Origin of the sequence: Synechococcus sp. A15-28, from assembly GCF_014280175.1 — a bacterium.
Taxonomy (GTDB): domain Bacteria; phylum Cyanobacteriota; class Cyanobacteriia; order PCC-6307; family Cyanobiaceae; genus Parasynechococcus.
In genome coordinates this window covers 2,279,750-2,294,827 of record NZ_CP047931.1, presented here as the reverse complement: position 1 = coordinate 2,294,827, position 15,078 = coordinate 2,279,750, and the positions used below count along the sequence as shown (strand labels likewise).

At 49.9% G+C, this 15,078-nt stretch carries 17 protein-coding genes; 8 read left to right on the top strand and 9 right to left on the bottom strand.

What is annotated here, in order from left to right:
• Positions 1-280 precede the first annotated feature (280 nt).
• On the bottom strand, positions 281-1,348 hold the full coding sequence (locus SynA1528_RS12925) for a WD40 repeat domain-containing protein (RefSeq protein WP_186587083.1): 1,068 nt from the start codon (positions 1,346-1,348) through the stop codon (positions 281-283).
• Positions 1,336-2,718, bottom strand: coding sequence for a CobW family GTP-binding protein (locus tag SynA1528_RS12920; RefSeq protein ID WP_186587082.1), 1,383 nt, complete (start codon positions 2,716-2,718; stop codon positions 1,336-1,338). Before SynA1528_RS12920 ends, SynA1528_RS12925 begins: the two co-directional genes overlap by 13 nt.
• A gap of 222 nt (positions 2,719-2,940) precedes the next feature.
• On the opposite strand from SynA1528_RS12920, the gene SynA1528_RS12915 reads away from it, so the two are divergent.
• Genes SynA1528_RS12915 through SynA1528_RS12905 form a run of 3 tightly spaced genes read left to right on the top strand, consistent with a single transcriptional unit; the run spans position 2,941 to position 5,344 of the window.
• On the top strand, positions 2,941-3,750 hold the full coding sequence (locus SynA1528_RS12915; protein ID WP_286187840.1) for a metal ABC transporter solute-binding protein, Zn/Mn family: 810 nt from the start codon (positions 2,941-2,943) through the stop codon (positions 3,748-3,750).
• Positions 3,751-3,753: 3 nt separating this feature from the next.
• Positions 3,754-4,521 carry a metal ABC transporter ATP-binding protein gene (locus SynA1528_RS12910; protein ID WP_186587080.1) on the top strand — a complete coding sequence of 256 codons (768 nt, stop codon included), beginning with the start codon at positions 3,754-3,756 and terminating at the stop codon, positions 4,519-4,521.
• On the top strand, positions 4,514-5,344 hold the full coding sequence (locus SynA1528_RS12905; RefSeq protein WP_186587079.1) for a metal ABC transporter permease: 831 nt from the start codon (positions 4,514-4,516) through the stop codon (positions 5,342-5,344). Before SynA1528_RS12910 ends, SynA1528_RS12905 begins: the two co-directional genes overlap by 8 nt.
• Here SynA1528_RS12905 and SynA1528_RS12900 read toward each other — a convergent pair.
• Both SynA1528_RS12900 and SynA1528_RS12895 read right to left on the bottom strand, forming a co-directional pair.
• Positions 5,326-6,258 carry an alpha/beta fold hydrolase gene (locus SynA1528_RS12900; protein ID WP_222930187.1) on the bottom strand — a complete coding sequence of 311 codons (933 nt, stop codon included), beginning with the start codon at positions 6,256-6,258 and terminating at the stop codon, positions 5,326-5,328. The two genes, SynA1528_RS12905 and SynA1528_RS12900, sit on opposite strands and share 19 nt — an antisense overlap.
• A gap of 114 nt (positions 6,259-6,372) precedes the next feature.
• Positions 6,373-7,914 carry a ferredoxin--nitrite reductase gene (locus SynA1528_RS12895; RefSeq protein ID WP_186587077.1) on the bottom strand — a complete coding sequence of 514 codons (1,542 nt, stop codon included), beginning with the start codon at positions 7,912-7,914 and terminating at the stop codon, positions 6,373-6,375.
• Positions 7,915-8,474: 560 nt separating this feature from the next.
• Between SynA1528_RS12895 and SynA1528_RS12890 the strand changes: the two genes are divergently transcribed.
• Together SynA1528_RS12890 and cobA are read left to right on the top strand one after the other, a co-directional pair.
• A complete protein-coding gene (locus SynA1528_RS12890; protein WP_186587076.1) occupies positions 8,475-9,137 on the top strand; it encodes a DNA mismatch repair protein MutS in 663 nt (220 codons plus the stop codon).
• Entirely contained in the window at positions 9,134-9,922 is a 789-nt protein-coding gene (cobA, locus tag SynA1528_RS12885; RefSeq protein WP_186587075.1) for a uroporphyrinogen-III C-methyltransferase, read from the top strand. Before SynA1528_RS12890 ends, cobA begins: the two co-directional genes overlap by 4 nt.
• A gap of 21 nt (positions 9,923-9,943) precedes the next feature.
• Here cobA and moaB read toward each other — a convergent pair whose 3' ends face one another.
• A complete protein-coding gene (gene moaB, locus SynA1528_RS12880; RefSeq protein WP_186498363.1) occupies positions 9,944-10,441 on the bottom strand; it encodes a molybdenum cofactor biosynthesis protein B in 498 nt (165 codons plus the stop codon).
• A gap of 51 nt (positions 10,442-10,492) precedes the next feature.
• Between moaB and SynA1528_RS12875 the strand changes: the two genes are divergently transcribed.
• The gene (locus SynA1528_RS12875; RefSeq protein ID WP_011129326.1) at positions 10,493-10,723 is read left to right on the top strand and encodes a MoaD/ThiS family protein; all 231 of its coding nucleotides are present in this window, start codon (positions 10,493-10,495) and stop codon (positions 10,721-10,723) included.
• A gap of 3 nt (positions 10,724-10,726) precedes the next feature.
• The gene (locus tag SynA1528_RS12870; protein ID WP_049692710.1) at positions 10,727-11,155 is read left to right on the top strand and encodes a molybdopterin synthase catalytic subunit; all 429 of its coding nucleotides are present in this window, start codon (positions 10,727-10,729) and stop codon (positions 11,153-11,155) included.
• On the opposite strand, the gene SynA1528_RS12865 is transcribed toward SynA1528_RS12870, so the two are convergent.
• Positions 11,119-11,982 (bottom strand): NAD-dependent epimerase/dehydratase family protein, encoded by an 864-nt coding sequence (locus tag SynA1528_RS12865; RefSeq protein WP_186587074.1) that lies wholly within the window; start codon positions 11,980-11,982, stop codon positions 11,119-11,121. The two genes, SynA1528_RS12870 and SynA1528_RS12865, sit on opposite strands and share 37 nt — an antisense overlap.
• Before the next feature lie 59 nt (positions 11,983-12,041).
• On the opposite strand from SynA1528_RS12865, the gene SynA1528_RS12860 reads away from it, so the two are divergent.
• A complete protein-coding gene (locus SynA1528_RS12860; RefSeq protein WP_186587073.1) occupies positions 12,042-12,839 on the top strand; it encodes a DUF3598 family protein in 798 nt (265 codons plus the stop codon).
• On the opposite strand, the gene SynA1528_RS12855 is transcribed toward SynA1528_RS12860, so the two are convergent.
• From SynA1528_RS12855 to SynA1528_RS12845, 3 genes are read right to left on the bottom strand one after another with little or no spacing between them, the layout of a single operon-like run.
• Positions 12,836-14,086: a molybdopterin molybdotransferase MoeA gene (locus tag SynA1528_RS12855; protein WP_186587072.1), complete on the bottom strand. Its 1,251-nt coding sequence runs from the start codon at positions 14,084-14,086 to the stop codon at positions 12,836-12,838. The genes SynA1528_RS12860 and SynA1528_RS12855 overlap by 4 nt on opposite strands.
• On the bottom strand, positions 14,070-14,546 hold the full coding sequence (moaC, locus tag SynA1528_RS12850) for a cyclic pyranopterin monophosphate synthase MoaC (protein ID WP_186587071.1): 477 nt from the start codon (positions 14,544-14,546) through the stop codon (positions 14,070-14,072). The genes SynA1528_RS12855 and moaC overlap by 17 nt, the downstream gene beginning before the upstream one ends.
• A complete protein-coding gene (locus SynA1528_RS12845; protein WP_286187962.1) occupies positions 14,546-15,046 on the bottom strand; it encodes a carbonic anhydrase in 501 nt (166 codons plus the stop codon). The genes moaC and SynA1528_RS12845 overlap by 1 nt, the downstream gene beginning before the upstream one ends.
• Positions 15,047-15,078 lie beyond the last annotated feature (32 nt).

The following is a 15,078-nucleotide window of genomic DNA, read 5'->3' as shown; positions in this document are numbered from 1 at the left end:
GCCCATTAAAAATCTTAATCAAAATTGCGTATGTTAATACCTAAGTAAACCGCTTCCTTAAACAATTCTGTAGTTGCTTTTTTGTCATTTTCTTTTTGAGACTTTAGATAACGCTTCCGCAGTGAGTCAGTGACGGAAGCCAGCCATTGAGTTTGATACATAACTTGTATTGTATTGATTTACACCATTGTACAGTCCGGCCAGTCGCATTTGAATTAGTTTTTAATTTCTTAATCAACTTTCCTCTGATCCTCAAGGATTATATCGAACGGTTATATATTTACTTTTTGAATCCGAATCCTTCTCCATTTTTAGACGGTATATCCCAGCAGAATAATTTCCCCGAGTCGCTAGCAGCTAAAAAGGCATTATCATCTTTTTTCCATCTTAGTCGTGTCGGCGTCGAGTTGATGGATATCTTGTCAATGGGCTCACCATCTCCATTTTTATCTAATTTCCAAATTGCAATTGACCCATCTTTTGCACCAGATGCTAATAACGAGCTACTGTTGGCAAAGCTTAGGCAACTTATAGGCTCATTATGAAGTATAAGTTGCCCCGGAATTGTTCCCTCAGGACCCTTATTTTTAAAGTTCCATACTGTAACTTGGGGGCTTCCCCCTGTAGCTAAATATTGACCCGTAATATCAAACACAATATCTTTAGGTTTGCCAGGATAGCCAGTCATTTCTGCATCTTTACCATTAGTTCGTCGCCAAAAATGTACTGAATTGTCTTGACTCCCACAAGCTACAATCTCCCCGTTGGGGCTCAATGCCAATGATATAAGAGATCCCTTCCACTCAAATCTTTGACAAACTTTATTGGTTTTCACATCATAAATAATCACTTGACCGTAGCTTGATATCGCTAATTCGCTATTGTTTGACCAATAAATTGCTGACACAGTACTTGTCAGTTCATCGGAACGCCATAATTGATTTCCTGACGAATCAATCACATGTACGAACTTTCCAATGCTACCGGCTAATAATCTTCCGTTATTTGTCCATTGTATATTATCAATCCAATCATTGCCTAATGAGCTTGAACTTAGTAAGCTTCCATCAGAAGCCGCATTAATATCAACCTTGCCGTTTTGGCCACAAGTTGCATATATGCTTCCATTGGGATTTACTGCTAGATCTAAGAGTGATTTGTTGTGAGTGTCTTTTTGCATGTATAGTAACTTCCCTGTTTTTGCATCAAAAGAGTAAATATTGCCTGTTATATCTGCAGCAATAATATTCTTATTTTCGAGTGCCCAGTCACAAGCTATTACGTATTCATTAATTTCACTGTACCATCCACCTTGAAAAATGCTGTTAGATCTTTTCATGCTAGACATTTTTGAAACTCAGTCCTTAATGCATCCTCGTCTAAATTTCGGCCTATGAATACAAGTTGATTCTTCCTGGGCTCGTTTCCCCATTCGCTTCCAGGTTCTGCAGTAAATAACATATGGACCCCTTGAAATACAATTTTTCTAGATTCTTCAGCGTAGCTGATAAACCCTTTGGTTCTAAATATATCTACTCCTTTTTCTCGGAGAAGTTTTGAAATCCAATCGTTTAATTTATCTGGATTAATGTTGCCAAGGCTTTCTAGGGCAATAGATCCAACTTCATCGTCATGTTCGTGTTCTGCTACCCATATTCTTTCGATCCTTGTATCGATCCCCTTAGTTATATCCCTAAATTCCTTATCTCTGGGCTGATCATCTTTATTTTCATCTAGTCTTATATTAAATTCTTCTGCCGTATGTTGGGTGAAGAGACCTATAGTTGATTTATTGTCTATATATAATTCAAAGAGCTTTTGACCAGCATCTTGTAATTGTAATTCAATAACCTCGTTAAAGCTTATTGCTTCACCTGGTAAAAGTTTTTTAGGTTCTTTTGAAAATATTCTTACACAATCTTCGGCGTATTCATCAAGATCTTTTTCATTTGAACTGTCACATTTTATTGCTGTTATTAGCATTGTTGGATCAGGTCCATCATCAAAATAAAGCCTGTAGTTTCCTTTCTTAAGTTCATATACTCCGGTCCACTCAAACGGATATTCAGGTTCGAGAAATGTCGGACGTCTATCTAATGTTTGCTGGAGATCAAATGCACCAAGATTCAAGACATCTTCAACATCGACCCCGGCTTCTTTTGCACGCAGTATACGGGCCATTTTGTTCATATCTCGAAGGCGTGATTCAAGTACATTGACTTCGTTTTTGGAAACTAAGTCAGTTTTATTGAGTATGAGTACGTCCGCGAAGGCGACCTGCTCTGCACTTTCAGTGCTATGTTCCAATTGTTGATTAATGTGTGCAGAATCTACTAACGTCACTATTCCATCAAGAGTAAATTCATCTCTAACTTCATCATCCATAAAAAAAGTTTGTGCTACCGGCCCTGGGTCAGCGAGACCTGTCGTTTCAACTAAAACGTAATCAAATTTGTCCCTACGTTTCATTAGATTGCCTAGGACTCTTATCAGATCACCTCTTACCGTGCAACAAATGCAACCATTAGACATTTCAAAGACCTCTTCGTCTGCGTTAATGACGAGTCCTTGATCAATTCCAACCTCGCCGTATTCGTTCTCTATGACTGCAATTTTTTTTCCGTGCTCTTCTCTCAAGATCTTGTTTAAAAGTGTGGTTTTCCCTGCCCCAAGGTAGCCAGTAAGTATGGTGACAGGAACCTTGCGCTTTTCTTTCATTACTAGATGGATGCTCAACAACTATACTAATCCCGGGCAGCTTATATCGCCTTGTTTTTTCGGTGATTCATAAAGATCTTTGTTTTTTCGTATCGTATTTGACTTCGCTTCTCCTACTAGATGCGCTTCACTAAATGGGTTAGTTGCTCGCTAGCATCCATCTTTTTGGTTTCTTGCGGCTCCCTCACAACGCCTCCTGAGGGGTCTAAAAAGATTTCCATTATGACCTCATTCCTTCCGATAACACTATTTGCAAGGGCAGTAGCCGGTGAATGCGGAGATGTCAAAGCTTTAATCCCCACAAATATTGGACCACACGATTTTCAATCAACCCCTAAGGACATCCTATCTATTGGCAAGGCTGATGTATTTTTTATTAATGGCTTGGGAATGGAGAATTTTTTAGACAGGCTAATCTCTTCAGCAGCGAGTACAACATTATCCGTTGTTGACACTAGTGTTGGCATCAAGACTATTTCTACTGATATCTCTAACGCGGATTCTTATTCTGATCCTAATCCTCATATATGGCTAGATCCTATACGTGCTATTAGCCAGGTAGAGACTATTAAAGATGCTCTTGTGGATTTAAACCCTGCTTGTAGTGAGGTCTATACTTCAAATGCCTTAGCTTATGTGGATAACTTGCTCGCATTGCATGCTGAAATTTTATCCAAGTTGGAGCCTTATCAGGGCAAATCATTTATCGCTTATCATGACTTTGCACCATATTTTGCTGAACGATATCAATTAAAAGCTGAATACTTAGTTGATCTGCCAGATATCAATCCAAGCCCTGCTGATTTACAGCGAGTTTCGAATCTTGTTCGAGATTCCGATTTAAAGGCTCTTTTAACTGAGCCTCAAGATGGAAGCAATTCTTTCAATTCGTTGGCACGTGATCTTAATATTAAAATAGCACTATTCAATCCTATTGAAACTATTTCACAGGATTTTGTGTATGACGAGTCTCTCTATTTTGATCTTATGCGGGATAACTTGTCCAATCTTCTTCTCTCTCTTGGTGGTTAAACTATGTCATATCCAATTGCTTCTGTTAAGAATCTTACTGTAAGAAGGGGTGCCAATGTTGTTGTAGATGATGTTTCTTTTGAATTATTAGCTGAAAGTGATACAGCTTTAGTTGGCCCTAATGGTGCTGGTAAAAGTTCCTTAGTTGCCTCCTTGTTGGGTCTTATTCCGCGCGTCTCAGGTGACATCAATATTATGGGCACCAAAATGAATAAAGCTGGGTATCTACCGAAATCCATACGCGAGCGAATTTCTTATATTCCACAGAATTTTTCTTTTCAGGGTCAGTTTCCTCTCTCCGTATTTGAGTTCGTGCAACTTGGACTTAGTAATAGTTCCTCCTTTCTACGCATGCGGGACCCCCGTACTAAGATTTTAGTTCATCGATCTTTGGAAAGAACCGATACTTTTAATTTAAGACGACGTCTTCTTACTGAACTTTCTGGCGGTGAACTGAAGCGAGTTATGCTTGCATTTTGTATCGTACGTCCGAGGGATCTTCTTGTTTTGGACGAAGTTCAGGCTGGTCTAGATATACCTTCAACTCAACGTTTTCAAAAAATGTTATTTGAATTGCGTCGGCAGGAAGGTTGGACTGTCCTCCATATATCTCACGATATTGATATGGTTCTCCGTAGTAGCGATCAAGTACTTGGTTTAAATAGACGTTTGTGCTGCCGAGGTGTACCTAATCTTGCATTGACTTCCGAAAGATTAAGTGTCCTCTATGGGCCCAATATTGTTTCTTATCAGCATCAATGTCGTGGGTGATTTATCAACTTTTTTTGAGTTATTTGATGAGCCATTTATTCACCGCGCATTAATTGGTGGCTTTTTAACTGGTTCTTTAGGAGGGCTTATAGGTTCTTTTGCTGTACTCCGACAACTTGCTTTTTTTAGTGATGCATTAGGGCATTCTGCCTTGCTCGGTATAACTCTAGGTATCCTTTTAAATGTGAATCCTACTTTTGTTCTTATTCCTTTTGCCATTATATTTGCATTTCTTGTAAATAATCTAGTTGAGCGCAGTTCTTTGCCTACCGACGCACTATTGAATATCGTATATTCTAGCTCTCTAGCAGCAGCTGTTCTTGCCTTAAGTAAAATCAACTCTTATAGTGGTAGCATTAAGCAGTTGCTTTTTGGAGATATTCTTGGTATTACAGCATCAGATATATATATTACATTGATCCTTTTTATTGTTTCTATTATCTACCTTGTCTTTAGTCTTCGTTCTCATGTTCTTTTAACTCTTAATGAGGATTTGGCTGGCTCTATTGGTATTAACACAAGATTCCACAAACTTGCTTTCATCATTTTATTGGGTATTGTTGTATCTGTTTCAATTAAGTCTGTTGGTGTATTGCTTATAAGTGCTTTCGTTGTAATACCTGCATGCGCTGGTAGACTAATTTCGCGTAAGTTTAGTTCTTATATTGTTTTTTCTATGGTACTGGGTGGTATGTGTGCTCTGTTTGGGCTTATCTTATCAGGTTTCTTTAATCTACCTTCAGGTCCTTCAATTGTAATCTTTCAATTCTTTGCCTTCCTTTTTTCCTTGATATTTTCTCGTGCTTACAATTTAGTAGAATAATCTCTTCGCGATTTCTTCTCCGAATTCTTCGTGCATCCTAGCCTACTTCTAATGTATAAAACATCTTTAATGCTCTCTGAGAGTGCTTCCATCTCTGATAATGATCTTTTTGGTGAATCCTTCGGTATAACAAGAGTAGACATTTCTTTAACTATATTTGTGTTTGATATCCACCACTTGTTATTATTATCTATATCTAATCTCCCTGTTACGAATGCTGCGCTTGCGTATCGTGCTCCCTTCTGTCGAGATAATACCTGAAGTTTTCGTATTTTATCATTATCAAGGTCATTCTTATTTAGCCATACATGCCTTTTCATCATAAATCTTATAATTACTTTTGTTGTATTTATGAAGTATAGCATTGGACCAATGATAGGAAGCCTTACTATTTCATTTATGATATTTAGCCTCTTAGGTGACCATCCTGTCATACTTGGAAGTGGACCTCTCCATGTTGGTGGAATTAGCACAATTTGTTTTATCGTATTGATGTATTTGTCTTTTAGTGTAAGTACAACTGAGGCACTATGACCAGCTGCAATTATAGTTAGCTTTCTGTAATTTTTACTCTGTATTACTTTGATAGCCTTTTTTAGTGTTTCTTGTAATACTGTTCCACTGTAGTGTATATCTATTTTATCACTTTCGCCGAATCCAGGCCAATCGATTGTTATTAATTGGTATTTATCTGTCACTATTGCTTTAAAATGTTGCCATTCATCGCTATTTAAAATTGTACTTAAGGCCGGAAGCATTAGCATCGGAGACTTTTCTCTTTTACCTTCCCATTTCATCTGTATTCCTATTATCTTATTATTATGAATAATTGAGAATCTTTCTCTAATGTGATATAGATTCTCCATCTGATTTAAGTTCGATACTTTCTTTGTTATACCTTTTAACCCTAGCATGATCTTTTTTTCTATACTCTAATTATTGCAATTCTTTTAATTTTGCAATATTATCTTTACTCTTCTCTGTTGATCAACTTTGCTTTATAACTTGTTTTATTTCTTATAAAATGATTATTTCTTTTCTGTAGCTCCAAATTTTGAAATAAGTACTTCCTTAAGGGCTGTTTTGATTTCAGCCGCAGGTATAGCTTTGCGATAGATTTGACCAATAGTTGGGTTGCGACCCTGTGAACCACCAATAGTCATTGTGTAGCCTTCACCCATTACTCCTTCAGCATTTTTAGCCTTTGTACCTGTTAAACCTATTGCTCCCATATAAGCCTGTCCACATGTATTTGGACAGCCAGTCCAGTGAACTTTTATCTCTTCAGGTAGATTCAACTCCTCGTCAAGTTCCTTTGCTGCTTTTAAGGCTTGGTCTTTAGTGTTGGTAAGCGCAAAACTACAGTACGTATTTCCCGTGCAGGACACTGTTCCTGCTGAAATATTGCTAGGTGCTAGGGGGAAACGCTGCAATAATGTATCAGTCTTTAATTCTTCAACTTTTTCACTCGTAAGACCTGTGATAATTATATTTTGGTCTTCTGTGAGTCTAATTTCTCCATTTCCATATTTGAGACTCGCTGTTGCGATATCTTGTAGATCCTCTGCCGTGAGGCGACCGACCGGCACGTGTATGCCAGCAAAATAAAGTCCGGCTTGTTTCTGCTGATTAATGCCGAAGTGAGAGCGTGGAGAGTTTTCGAATATTGAGCCTGGATCGGGAGTGAGTGTTCCGTACAGTTTTTCCACTTGGCTGCGGAATTCCTCGTGCCCTATCTCATCGAGATACATGCGGAAACGTCCCTTGGTTCTCTTTTCTCTTTCTCCATTGTCTCTCCAGAGACGAATCACAGTATCCAAAATGTTGCAGATCTCGTCAGGTAATACCCATACATTCATGGGAAATGCATATGCGTTCATCTGTGGAGATAAAATCCCTCCAATCCAGATGCTAAAACCCATCACGCCGTTATTCTCAACGGGATGAAACACTATGTCGTTGTGAAGAAGGAAATTGTCTTTAGACCCTGCGACTGCTGTGTTCCATTTTCTCGGTAGGTTGGAATATTCCGAATTTCCCTCACAATTATTTGTGAGAAAGTTCTGCAATTTAGTTGTGTAAGGTCTCGTATCGACGATTTCGTTCGGATCTATTCCTGCGAGTGGATTGCCGGTTACGTTTCGTGGATTATCAAAGCCCGACTGGATGCTAGTTAGTCCGGCTTCACGCAGTCTTCTAAGGATCTCGGGAAGATCGCATAATAGTATTCCTCTAAGTTGCAGGTTTTGCCTTGTGGTGATGTCGCAGCTTCCATTTTCTCCATAACGTTCAACTATTGAAGCTACAACTCGTATTTGATTGAATGTCAATACACCATTTGGTATTCTAAGTCTTAGCATGAATTTTCCGGGTGTTTTCGGACGCCAGAACATTCCATACCATTTCAGACGGAGTTTTAAATCGGTTTCATCCATATTTTCCCACCCAATTTTTGCAAACTTTTCGATTTCGCTTCCTACTAAAAGCCCATCTTTTTCCAACTTACTTTTTTCAATCTTATTCATTTTTTTTTCTGCGAAGTAGGGGTTGACTTGGTTTTTGATGGTCATGATTCATGAAAATAGGGCGGACTGATCGATCAAAAAATGTAGTAGATCAGTTTAATCGGCCCGGGGACCTTTGTCGCTACGTAATAATGAAAGCGTGCGATAGTGAAGTAACCTTCGATTTCTCGAGCTACTTAAAAAATATATTAGCACAATGTTGGTTTTTTAGACTCCCAGCTTCCCTGTTGATTTTATATTCTTTTTCCTGTGCGATCTATGCTATTCATTTTATAGATTTAAATCTGATGTAAAACTCTGTTCAGCATGCGGGCAGCTCCCGAGCTGATCATTTGCCAAACCGTCTTCAAAGCGGCTACGTCCTTTTCTAGTTCGTACTCAAAAGTTGTTCTGTTGATGGAATTACGATTCCGCTCGTATTGCCGTCTGTAACTCTTGTCGTACGGCTTTGCCCTTTTGCGCATACTGGGACTCTTAAATTCAATTAATGTAGAGCTTAGGTCAAAGCGCCGACGTGTCTGTGCTCGGTAGAAACGACTTTCCAATGATGCACTTTCGTTTTGTTGGCGAGGTGCCATGTACTTACCCCAGGTCATTACTTCTCGATGACATCAGATAGCTCTTTTTTTGATCCGTGGCCATTGCTACGGAATGACGCTTCCGATCGGGGGCGTCAAGGGTTGCATCTGGTGGTGCATGGCCGTAGTGGCGGTGTCGTTCCCGACTGCTTGGCCTCCCTGCCGGATCTCCTGGCCCAGCGGCGATCGGCGCCCGTTCAGCTGGAGGTGCTGACGGCTGAACAACCCGTGTCGGCGCTTCTCCAACCCTCTTGGATTGTTCCGTTGCTGCTGTTGCCTGGAGCGCATGCCCGAACGGACGTGCCGGCGATTCGCAACAGGCTTCATGCCGCCGGGGCCAGCGTGCGTTTGCTTCCCTTTCTGGGCTCCTGGATCACCTGGTGGAACGCGGTGATCTCAGCACTGCCGGTGTCTGAGCGCCGTGATGCCGTGCTGGTGCATCACCCCCTGCGCCCGGGAGTGGCGGATCGCTTCCTCGCGATGCTCTCCTCTCGCCTGGCCTTGCCATTGGTTGCCTTTGATGCCTGGCCCAAGTATCAGCAGCGCAATCCCTGCGCCCGCCCACTCCCGTTAACCCTCGCCCCGAACCGCATGACGGAGGCATTGAGCGAAGCTGGTGGATTGCCTCCTCTGCTGGAGCATCCCCCCACCCGCCAGGCCCTGATCGATCTGCTTGTTTCTCTGCCGTGACCACCGCTGAACAAACCGGAACCGTTTATCTGGTGGGAGCCGGTCCCGGCGATCCCGAATTGCTCACGCTGAAGGCGAATCGGCTGCTGAGCCAGTGCGATGCCCTGGTGTACGACTCGCTGGTGCCCAGAGAAGTGCTGGATCTTGTGCCGGCGTCCTGTGAACGCCGTTTTGTCGGCAAGCGTCGCGGACATCATTCGGTGCCACAACCCAGCACGAATGCCGTGCTCGTTGAAATGGCCCAGAAGCACAGCACGGTGGTGCGTTTGAAGGGGGGTGATCCCTTCCTGTTTGGTCGTGGAGGGGAAGAAGCGGCTTACCTGGCGGAGCGGAACATTCCTGTTCAGGTGGTGCCTGGTGTCACCGCTGGTATTGCCGCCCCTGCCTACGCCGGGATTCCCGTCACCCACCGGCGGGCGGGCTCATCGGTGACCTTCGTCACCGGTCATGAGGAAATCGACAAGCGTCGTCCCTCCGTGGATTGGCGCGCTTTGGCCACGGCCAGTGACGGATTGGTGATCTACATGGGGCTCCACAACCTGCCCCGGATCGCGGAGGAACTGATGGCGGGTGGTTTGGCCACTACAACCCCTGTGGCGGTTATCCAGCAGGGCACGGTGGCGGGGCAACGCTGCCTCAAGGCCACTCTGGTTGACGTTGCTGATCAATGCCGAGCCGAGGCCTTCAAGTCACCCTCGATCGTTGTGGTGGGTGAGGTGATTGATCAGCAGATTGAAGCCTGCATGCCCACACCGGCAGCGGTCACGATGCCGATTCCGTTCTGAACAGCTCCCCTCGATCCCGCTTTATTCCTTCAAGCGAGCCCGCAGTTGGGCCAGGTTGCAGGGACGGGTCTGTTCATCAAGCTGAGCACGGATGAGCTTGTCCCAAGCGGTGGTTACCGCATCCAGAGATCCCGGCAGCACAAACACAAAGGTGCCGTTGGCCACGCCGGCAAGGCAGCGGCTTTGCAGCGTACTGGTGCCAATGCTCTCGAAGGAGAGCACACGGAACAGTTCCCCGAATCCCTCGATTGTTTTGTCCAGCAGCGGTACCACCGCTTCAGGGGTGCCATCACGGCCGGTGAGTCCGGTGCCGCCGCTGGTGATCATCACATCAACCGCGGGATCGGCGATCCAGCGGCTCAGTTCACGGCGGATCTGATAGCGATCATCCGGGCAGAGTTGTCGCTCGTGAAGGCGATGGCCGGCGGCTTCAAGGCTGCGCTGCAGCTGATCTCCGCTGCTGTCGTCCGCCAGGCTGCGTGTGTCGGAGATGGTGAGCAGGGCGATGGACAGGGCCATGGCACAGCGGCGAAGCCTTCGGACGCTAGAACCGCTCCAGATGGGAAGGCCATGGTGCTCCGGGTGTTGCTGTTCGCATCCCTGCGCGAACGCGCCGGTTGGGGCGAGCGTTCCCTTCCGTTCACTTCAGGCGTTTCGACGGCTCGTGAGGTCTGGGACCAGTTGGATCTTGGTCCGCTCGAGGGCATCAGCATTGCGGTGAACCAGGAGTTGGTCGGTGCCAATCAGCCGTTGCAGGCTGGAGATGAGCTGGCCTTTCTGCCACCGTTCACGGGGGGGTGAACCATGACCGGTTGCCGTGTGGAGGTGTGCCCGGATCCCTTTGATCCGTGGCAGCAGCTTGCGCTCTGGTGTGGGGATGCCGCGGCCGCGGCCATCTTCATCGGTCGGGTGCGGCCCACCACGATGGATGGCCGGCCTCTGGAGGCGCTGGAGCTGGAGCACTTCCCCGGCCTCTGCGAACGTCAGATCACAGCTATGGCCCAGCGTCTGCAGCAGGAGCACCAGGCGGGGCCGATTTTGGTGCTGCATCGGGTGGGCAAGCTTGCCCCCGGTGAGCCGATCGTGCTGGTGGCGGTGCAGGCCGATCGTCGTGGAGCGGCGCAGCGCTGCTCAGCCGCCTTGTTAGAGCAGCTCAAGCACCAGGCCCCGTTCTGGAAGCGGGAGTGGTGCGCGGGTCAGGGCACCTGGCTGGTGGCCAACACGCCACTCTGATCAAGGCGCGGGTGCTGCAGTTGGTAGCCCAGCTGTTTGAGCCGGGTGTTGCGAATCCGTCGGCCCCCTGAACCCGGTTCGTCCTGCCCCAGCCAGCGCACGGGGGCCAGACCCTGGCGCTGCAGGCTGCGCCCTACCAGGTCTCGCAGCTGAATCGGCTCGTCGTTGACCACGTTCACCAGACCGGCCCATTCAGCATTGAGAGCGGCTTCCAGGGCACCGGCGGCATCCGCCACATGCAGCCAGTTGCTGTAGGTCGCTCCGTTGCCAGGACGTTCCAGTCCAGCAAGTCCGCGCAGGCGTCGATCAAGATCGCGGCCGGGGCCATAGAGCGCCCCGAGGCGCAGGATGCACACCCGCCTGTCGCCGATGCCGCTGAGCTGTTGTTCGCTTTCCAGCAGAACATCGCCATGGCCGCGGCCTGGCGCGGGTGGTGTTTGCTCATCCACCCAGTCCCCTTCGGCATCGCCATACACCGAGCAACTGCCCGTGTAGACGATCTGCCGCAGTTCCGGCAGTTGTGGCAACAGCGACGCCAGGCAGCAGAAGCTGTCGATGAAGGTGTGGCGGTAGCCGTTGGCATCCACCTGGCGATCTCCCTTTGGCCCAAGACAGAACACGGCGCTGCTGCTTTGCCGCAGGGCGGCCAGCAATTGCGCGGGGTTGGTGGCGTCGCACAGCTCCACCCGATCGGCCAGGGGGCTGAGTTGCGCCAGCCGTTCTCTGCTGGTGGTGGTGAGCGTCAGCTTCAGCTGGGGCCGCCTTGGTTGCAGCCGCTCCGCCAGGGCGAGCCCCACATAGCCGCAGCCAACGATCGTCAGGTCCATGGTGGGGATGGCTGTTGGCGTGACGCTAAGGAGATCGACCGATTCATGCCGTCACGGACATGACCGATCAATGGACCCTCAACAGCCGCAATTTCGCCGGCCACTGGCAGGGCTGCGGCCATTGGTTTGAGCGGGATGGCAGCGGTCGGCTGGATCTGCACTGTCCGACCCGTCGGATCGACCCCACCACTTACGCGATTTCCTTTTCCGATGACGACCAAGGGGTGTGGGATGGCTCGGGTCTGGCCTTTGCCCCCGGTGGTAAGGCCACTTATCCCATCAGCCGAGCCACCTACAACGCTGGTGGAGGCTGTTGGCAGTTCCCCGGGGCGGGCGGTCAGTCGAGCCGGGGGCTTGATCCCGAGCGTCCCCGCTTCGGCCATGAGATCAACCTGTTCTGCGGACGTTCCCGCTCGATGCTGGTGCTGCTCTGGGAACCGCTCGACGGCTGTTGGCTTTTACAGCGTGTTGGGGCGGTGGGTTTCCGTTGCCTGAACAGTCCTGATCCCGAACCCGACCGTCCCGCATGCGGGACACCCGAAGCCCTGCTGGCGCCGGTACATGGATGGAGTGGCGAGCGGCAGATGCTCAGACCGCAAGCGGGGGTGAACGGCCAGGCGGAGGACGCCGCTCCGATGCTGTTCGATCCAAGCCAGCTGTTGCACAACGACTGCTCAGCCGTGATGCCCGACGGCTTGGTGTTCTCGGTGCCCAGCGAGATTCTCAATCAGCCCTTCAGCCTCGAGATCGGCGGGTGTCTCGGCGATGCGCTGTTTCAGCAGATCAGCATCCATTTCGATGCATCGGGCCAGCTCATGGCTTGGGAGCGCCGCTGCTTTCAGCCTGCTGCGGCTTAGAAAATCCGTTGACGTATCAGCTGGGCCCAGAGACGGGTGCCCCTTTCGAGCGGGCCGGCTTCCGCTGGCAGTTCCAACAGTAGATCGGCCTGTTGCAGCGAACCGATCCGGGATGAGGCCTGCGAGCCATCTACCCGTGCCAGCAGCGTTCCTGCGGCGTTGGTGTCGAGGCGGGCCCGTGCCAGTTCCGGCCGTCCCGGTCGGCGGGACAACGGGTCGGCCAGTTCCACCATCACCCGGGGGAACAGCTCTGGTTCGCTCTGGCCCTCCAGAACCTGCAGGGCGGGCCAGAGCAGTTGCAGGGCGGTAACTGCCGCCGCCACGGGATTGCCCGGCAGTCCGAAAAACGGCACGCCCTCACCGATGCTGCCGAAGGCAAAGGGGCGCCCCGGGCGTAGGAACAGTTTCCAGAAGTCCACAGCACCCAGCTCCGCCACCAGGGGTCGGATCCAATCGGTGTCGCCGGCGGAGACGCCGCCGGTGCTCACCACCACGTCGCAGTCATGGGCCAGATCCAGCAGGGCCTGCCGCAGGGCGTCGGGTTGATCGGCCACCACCCGTCGCTGGGTCACCGATTGCCTGAGGGCCCGGAGCATTGTCTCCAGAAGCGTGCCGTTGCTCTCCCAGATGGCACCGGGTTGCCGCGCTGTTCCGGGTGGCACCAGCTCGTCCCCGCTGATCAGCAGCCCGATGCGGGGTTGCTGGGCAACGGTTAGGTCGGCGATGCCGCAGCCGGCGAGGCGTGCGAGATCGGCGGCACCAAGGCGCTCTCCAGCGGCCAGCAGCAGGTCTCCCGCTCGACATTCCTCATCCTCGGGGCGAATCCAGGGACGATCCGACGCTTCTTTCACCAGCTGGAGGCTGGTGCCGTTCACGCTGATCAGCTCCTGGGGCAGCACCCAGCCGGCAACGTCCGGCAGTGGAGCGCCGGTGAGGATGCGGATCGCATCGCCGGTGGCCAGGGTTCCGTTGAAGGGCTGGCCGGCGGCGGAGCGTCCCTTCAGCTGCCAGGTCTCCCCAGGTTTGGGCTGGTGGTTCTGCCCCAGGGCGTAGCCGTCCATGATCGAGGCCCGGAAGCCCGGAACCGCTGCGCTGGCCAGCACATCCGCAGCGCTCACCCGGCCGAGGGCCTGCTGCAGCGGCACTGTGTTGCTGGCTGTGATCGGCTGGAGTGCCGCCAGAACCCGTCGACGTGCCTCTTCGAGGGGTAGCCCTTCGCGTCCGTAGGGCTCAGCGTTTCCAGACACCGTTCCGCCCTCCTTCCTTGAACTCCAGCTGGATCGCCTCGATCGTCATGGCTGGATCAACCGCCTTGAGCATGTCGTAGAGGGTCAGCAGCCCCACGGACACGGCCGTCATCGCTTCCATTTCCACCCCGGTCTGGCCTGTGGTGCGGCAGCGGCAGTGGAGCACCAGGCCAGGCAGGGAGGCGTCGGCGTCGATCGACACATCCATGCCACTGAGTGGCAGCGGATGGCACAGGGGAATCAGCTCCCAGGTGCGTTTGGCGGCCTGGATCGCTGCCACCCGGGCGACCGCCAGAAGATCTCCTTTCGGTGTCTCGCCCCGCTGGATCAGGCCGAGGGTTGAGGCGTCCATGCGGATCGCGCCTGTGGCATGGGCCTCGCGGTGGGTGGCCGGGCGGTCCCCCACGTCAACCATGTGAACCTCGCCTTGCTGGTTCAGATGATTGAGAGGAGCCTCCATCAGACCATGCTGACGGAACCGTCTGCGATGTTGAAGGTGCTGACAACGATCTGAAGGGAACCGTTTTTGACAGCGTCGGCAAGAACGGCACTCCTTTCCGTCAGCTGATTGGCCGCGTAGCGCGAATTGGCTTGGATGGATTCATCCAGTGTTTCGCCAGGAGTGAGTGACGCACGGATTGGCGTGACCAGTTTCTCCAGAAGCGGGGTCAGAGGGTCGCTTTTGCGTGCGGCGTCAACAGCACCGCATACACTGTGACCCATCACCATGATCAGAGGGGTTTTCAAAACAGCGACCCCGTACTCCAGGGAAGCGATCGCATCGTCGAAGGCAGTGTTTCCGGCGCTTCGAATCACGAAAAGATCTGATGGTGCTGCATCGAAAATCCATTCAGGTGCCACGCGGGAATCTGCACAGGTGAGAATTGACGCCCACGGTGCTTGACCCTTGTCCAGGACACTGGAGGGTAGGTAGCAGTTGTCCAACCAAAGATTGGACATGGCCTTGGCTCGCGCCTCAGTCGTGTCTGCGG

Excerpts from the sequence above, each read along its gene's own strand:
- SynA1528_RS12865 (WP_186587074.1), bottom strand. The coding sequence starts at position 11,982 with ATGGACCTGACGATCGTTGGCTGCGGCTATGTGGGGCTCGCCCTGGCG.
- SynA1528_RS12870 (WP_049692710.1), top strand. The coding sequence starts at position 10,727 with ATGACCGGTTGCCGTGTGGAGGTGTGCCCGGATCCCTTTGATCCGTGG.
- SynA1528_RS12910 (WP_186587080.1), top strand. The coding sequence starts at position 3,754 with ATGTCATATCCAATTGCTTCTGTTAAGAATCTTACTGTAAGAAGGGGT.
- SynA1528_RS12890 (WP_186587076.1), top strand. The coding sequence starts at position 8,475 with ATGACATCAGATAGCTCTTTTTTTGATCCGTGGCCATTGCTACGGAAT.
- SynA1528_RS12875 (WP_011129326.1), top strand. The coding sequence starts at position 10,493 with ATGGTGCTCCGGGTGTTGCTGTTCGCATCCCTGCGCGAACGCGCCGGT.
- SynA1528_RS12925 (WP_186587083.1), bottom strand. The coding sequence starts at position 1,348 with ATGTCTAGCATGAAAAGATCTAACAGCATTTTTCAAGGTGGATGGTAC.
- SynA1528_RS12900 (WP_222930187.1), bottom strand. The coding sequence starts at position 6,258 with ATGCTAGGGTTAAAAGGTATAACAAAGAAAGTATCGAACTTAAATCAG.
- SynA1528_RS12895 (WP_186587077.1), bottom strand. The coding sequence starts at position 7,914 with ATGACCATCAAAAACCAAGTCAACCCCTACTTCGCAGAAAAAAAAATG.
- SynA1528_RS12920 (WP_186587082.1), bottom strand. The coding sequence starts at position 2,718 with ATGAAAGAAAAGCGCAAGGTTCCTGTCACCATACTTACTGGCTACCTT.
- SynA1528_RS12915 (WP_286187840.1), top strand. The coding sequence starts at position 2,941 with ATGACCTCATTCCTTCCGATAACACTATTTGCAAGGGCAGTAGCCGGT.
- moaB (WP_186498363.1), bottom strand. The coding sequence starts at position 10,441 with ATGGCCCTGTCCATCGCCCTGCTCACCATCTCCGACACACGCAGCCTG.
- SynA1528_RS12860 (WP_186587073.1), top strand. The coding sequence starts at position 12,042 with ATGACCGATCAATGGACCCTCAACAGCCGCAATTTCGCCGGCCACTGG.
- SynA1528_RS12845 (WP_286187962.1), bottom strand. The coding sequence starts at position 15,046 with ATGTCCAATCTTTGGTTGGACAACTGCTACCTACCCTCCAGTGTCCTG.
- moaC (WP_186587071.1), bottom strand. The coding sequence starts at position 14,546 with ATGGAGGCTCCTCTCAATCATCTGAACCAGCAAGGCGAGGTTCACATG.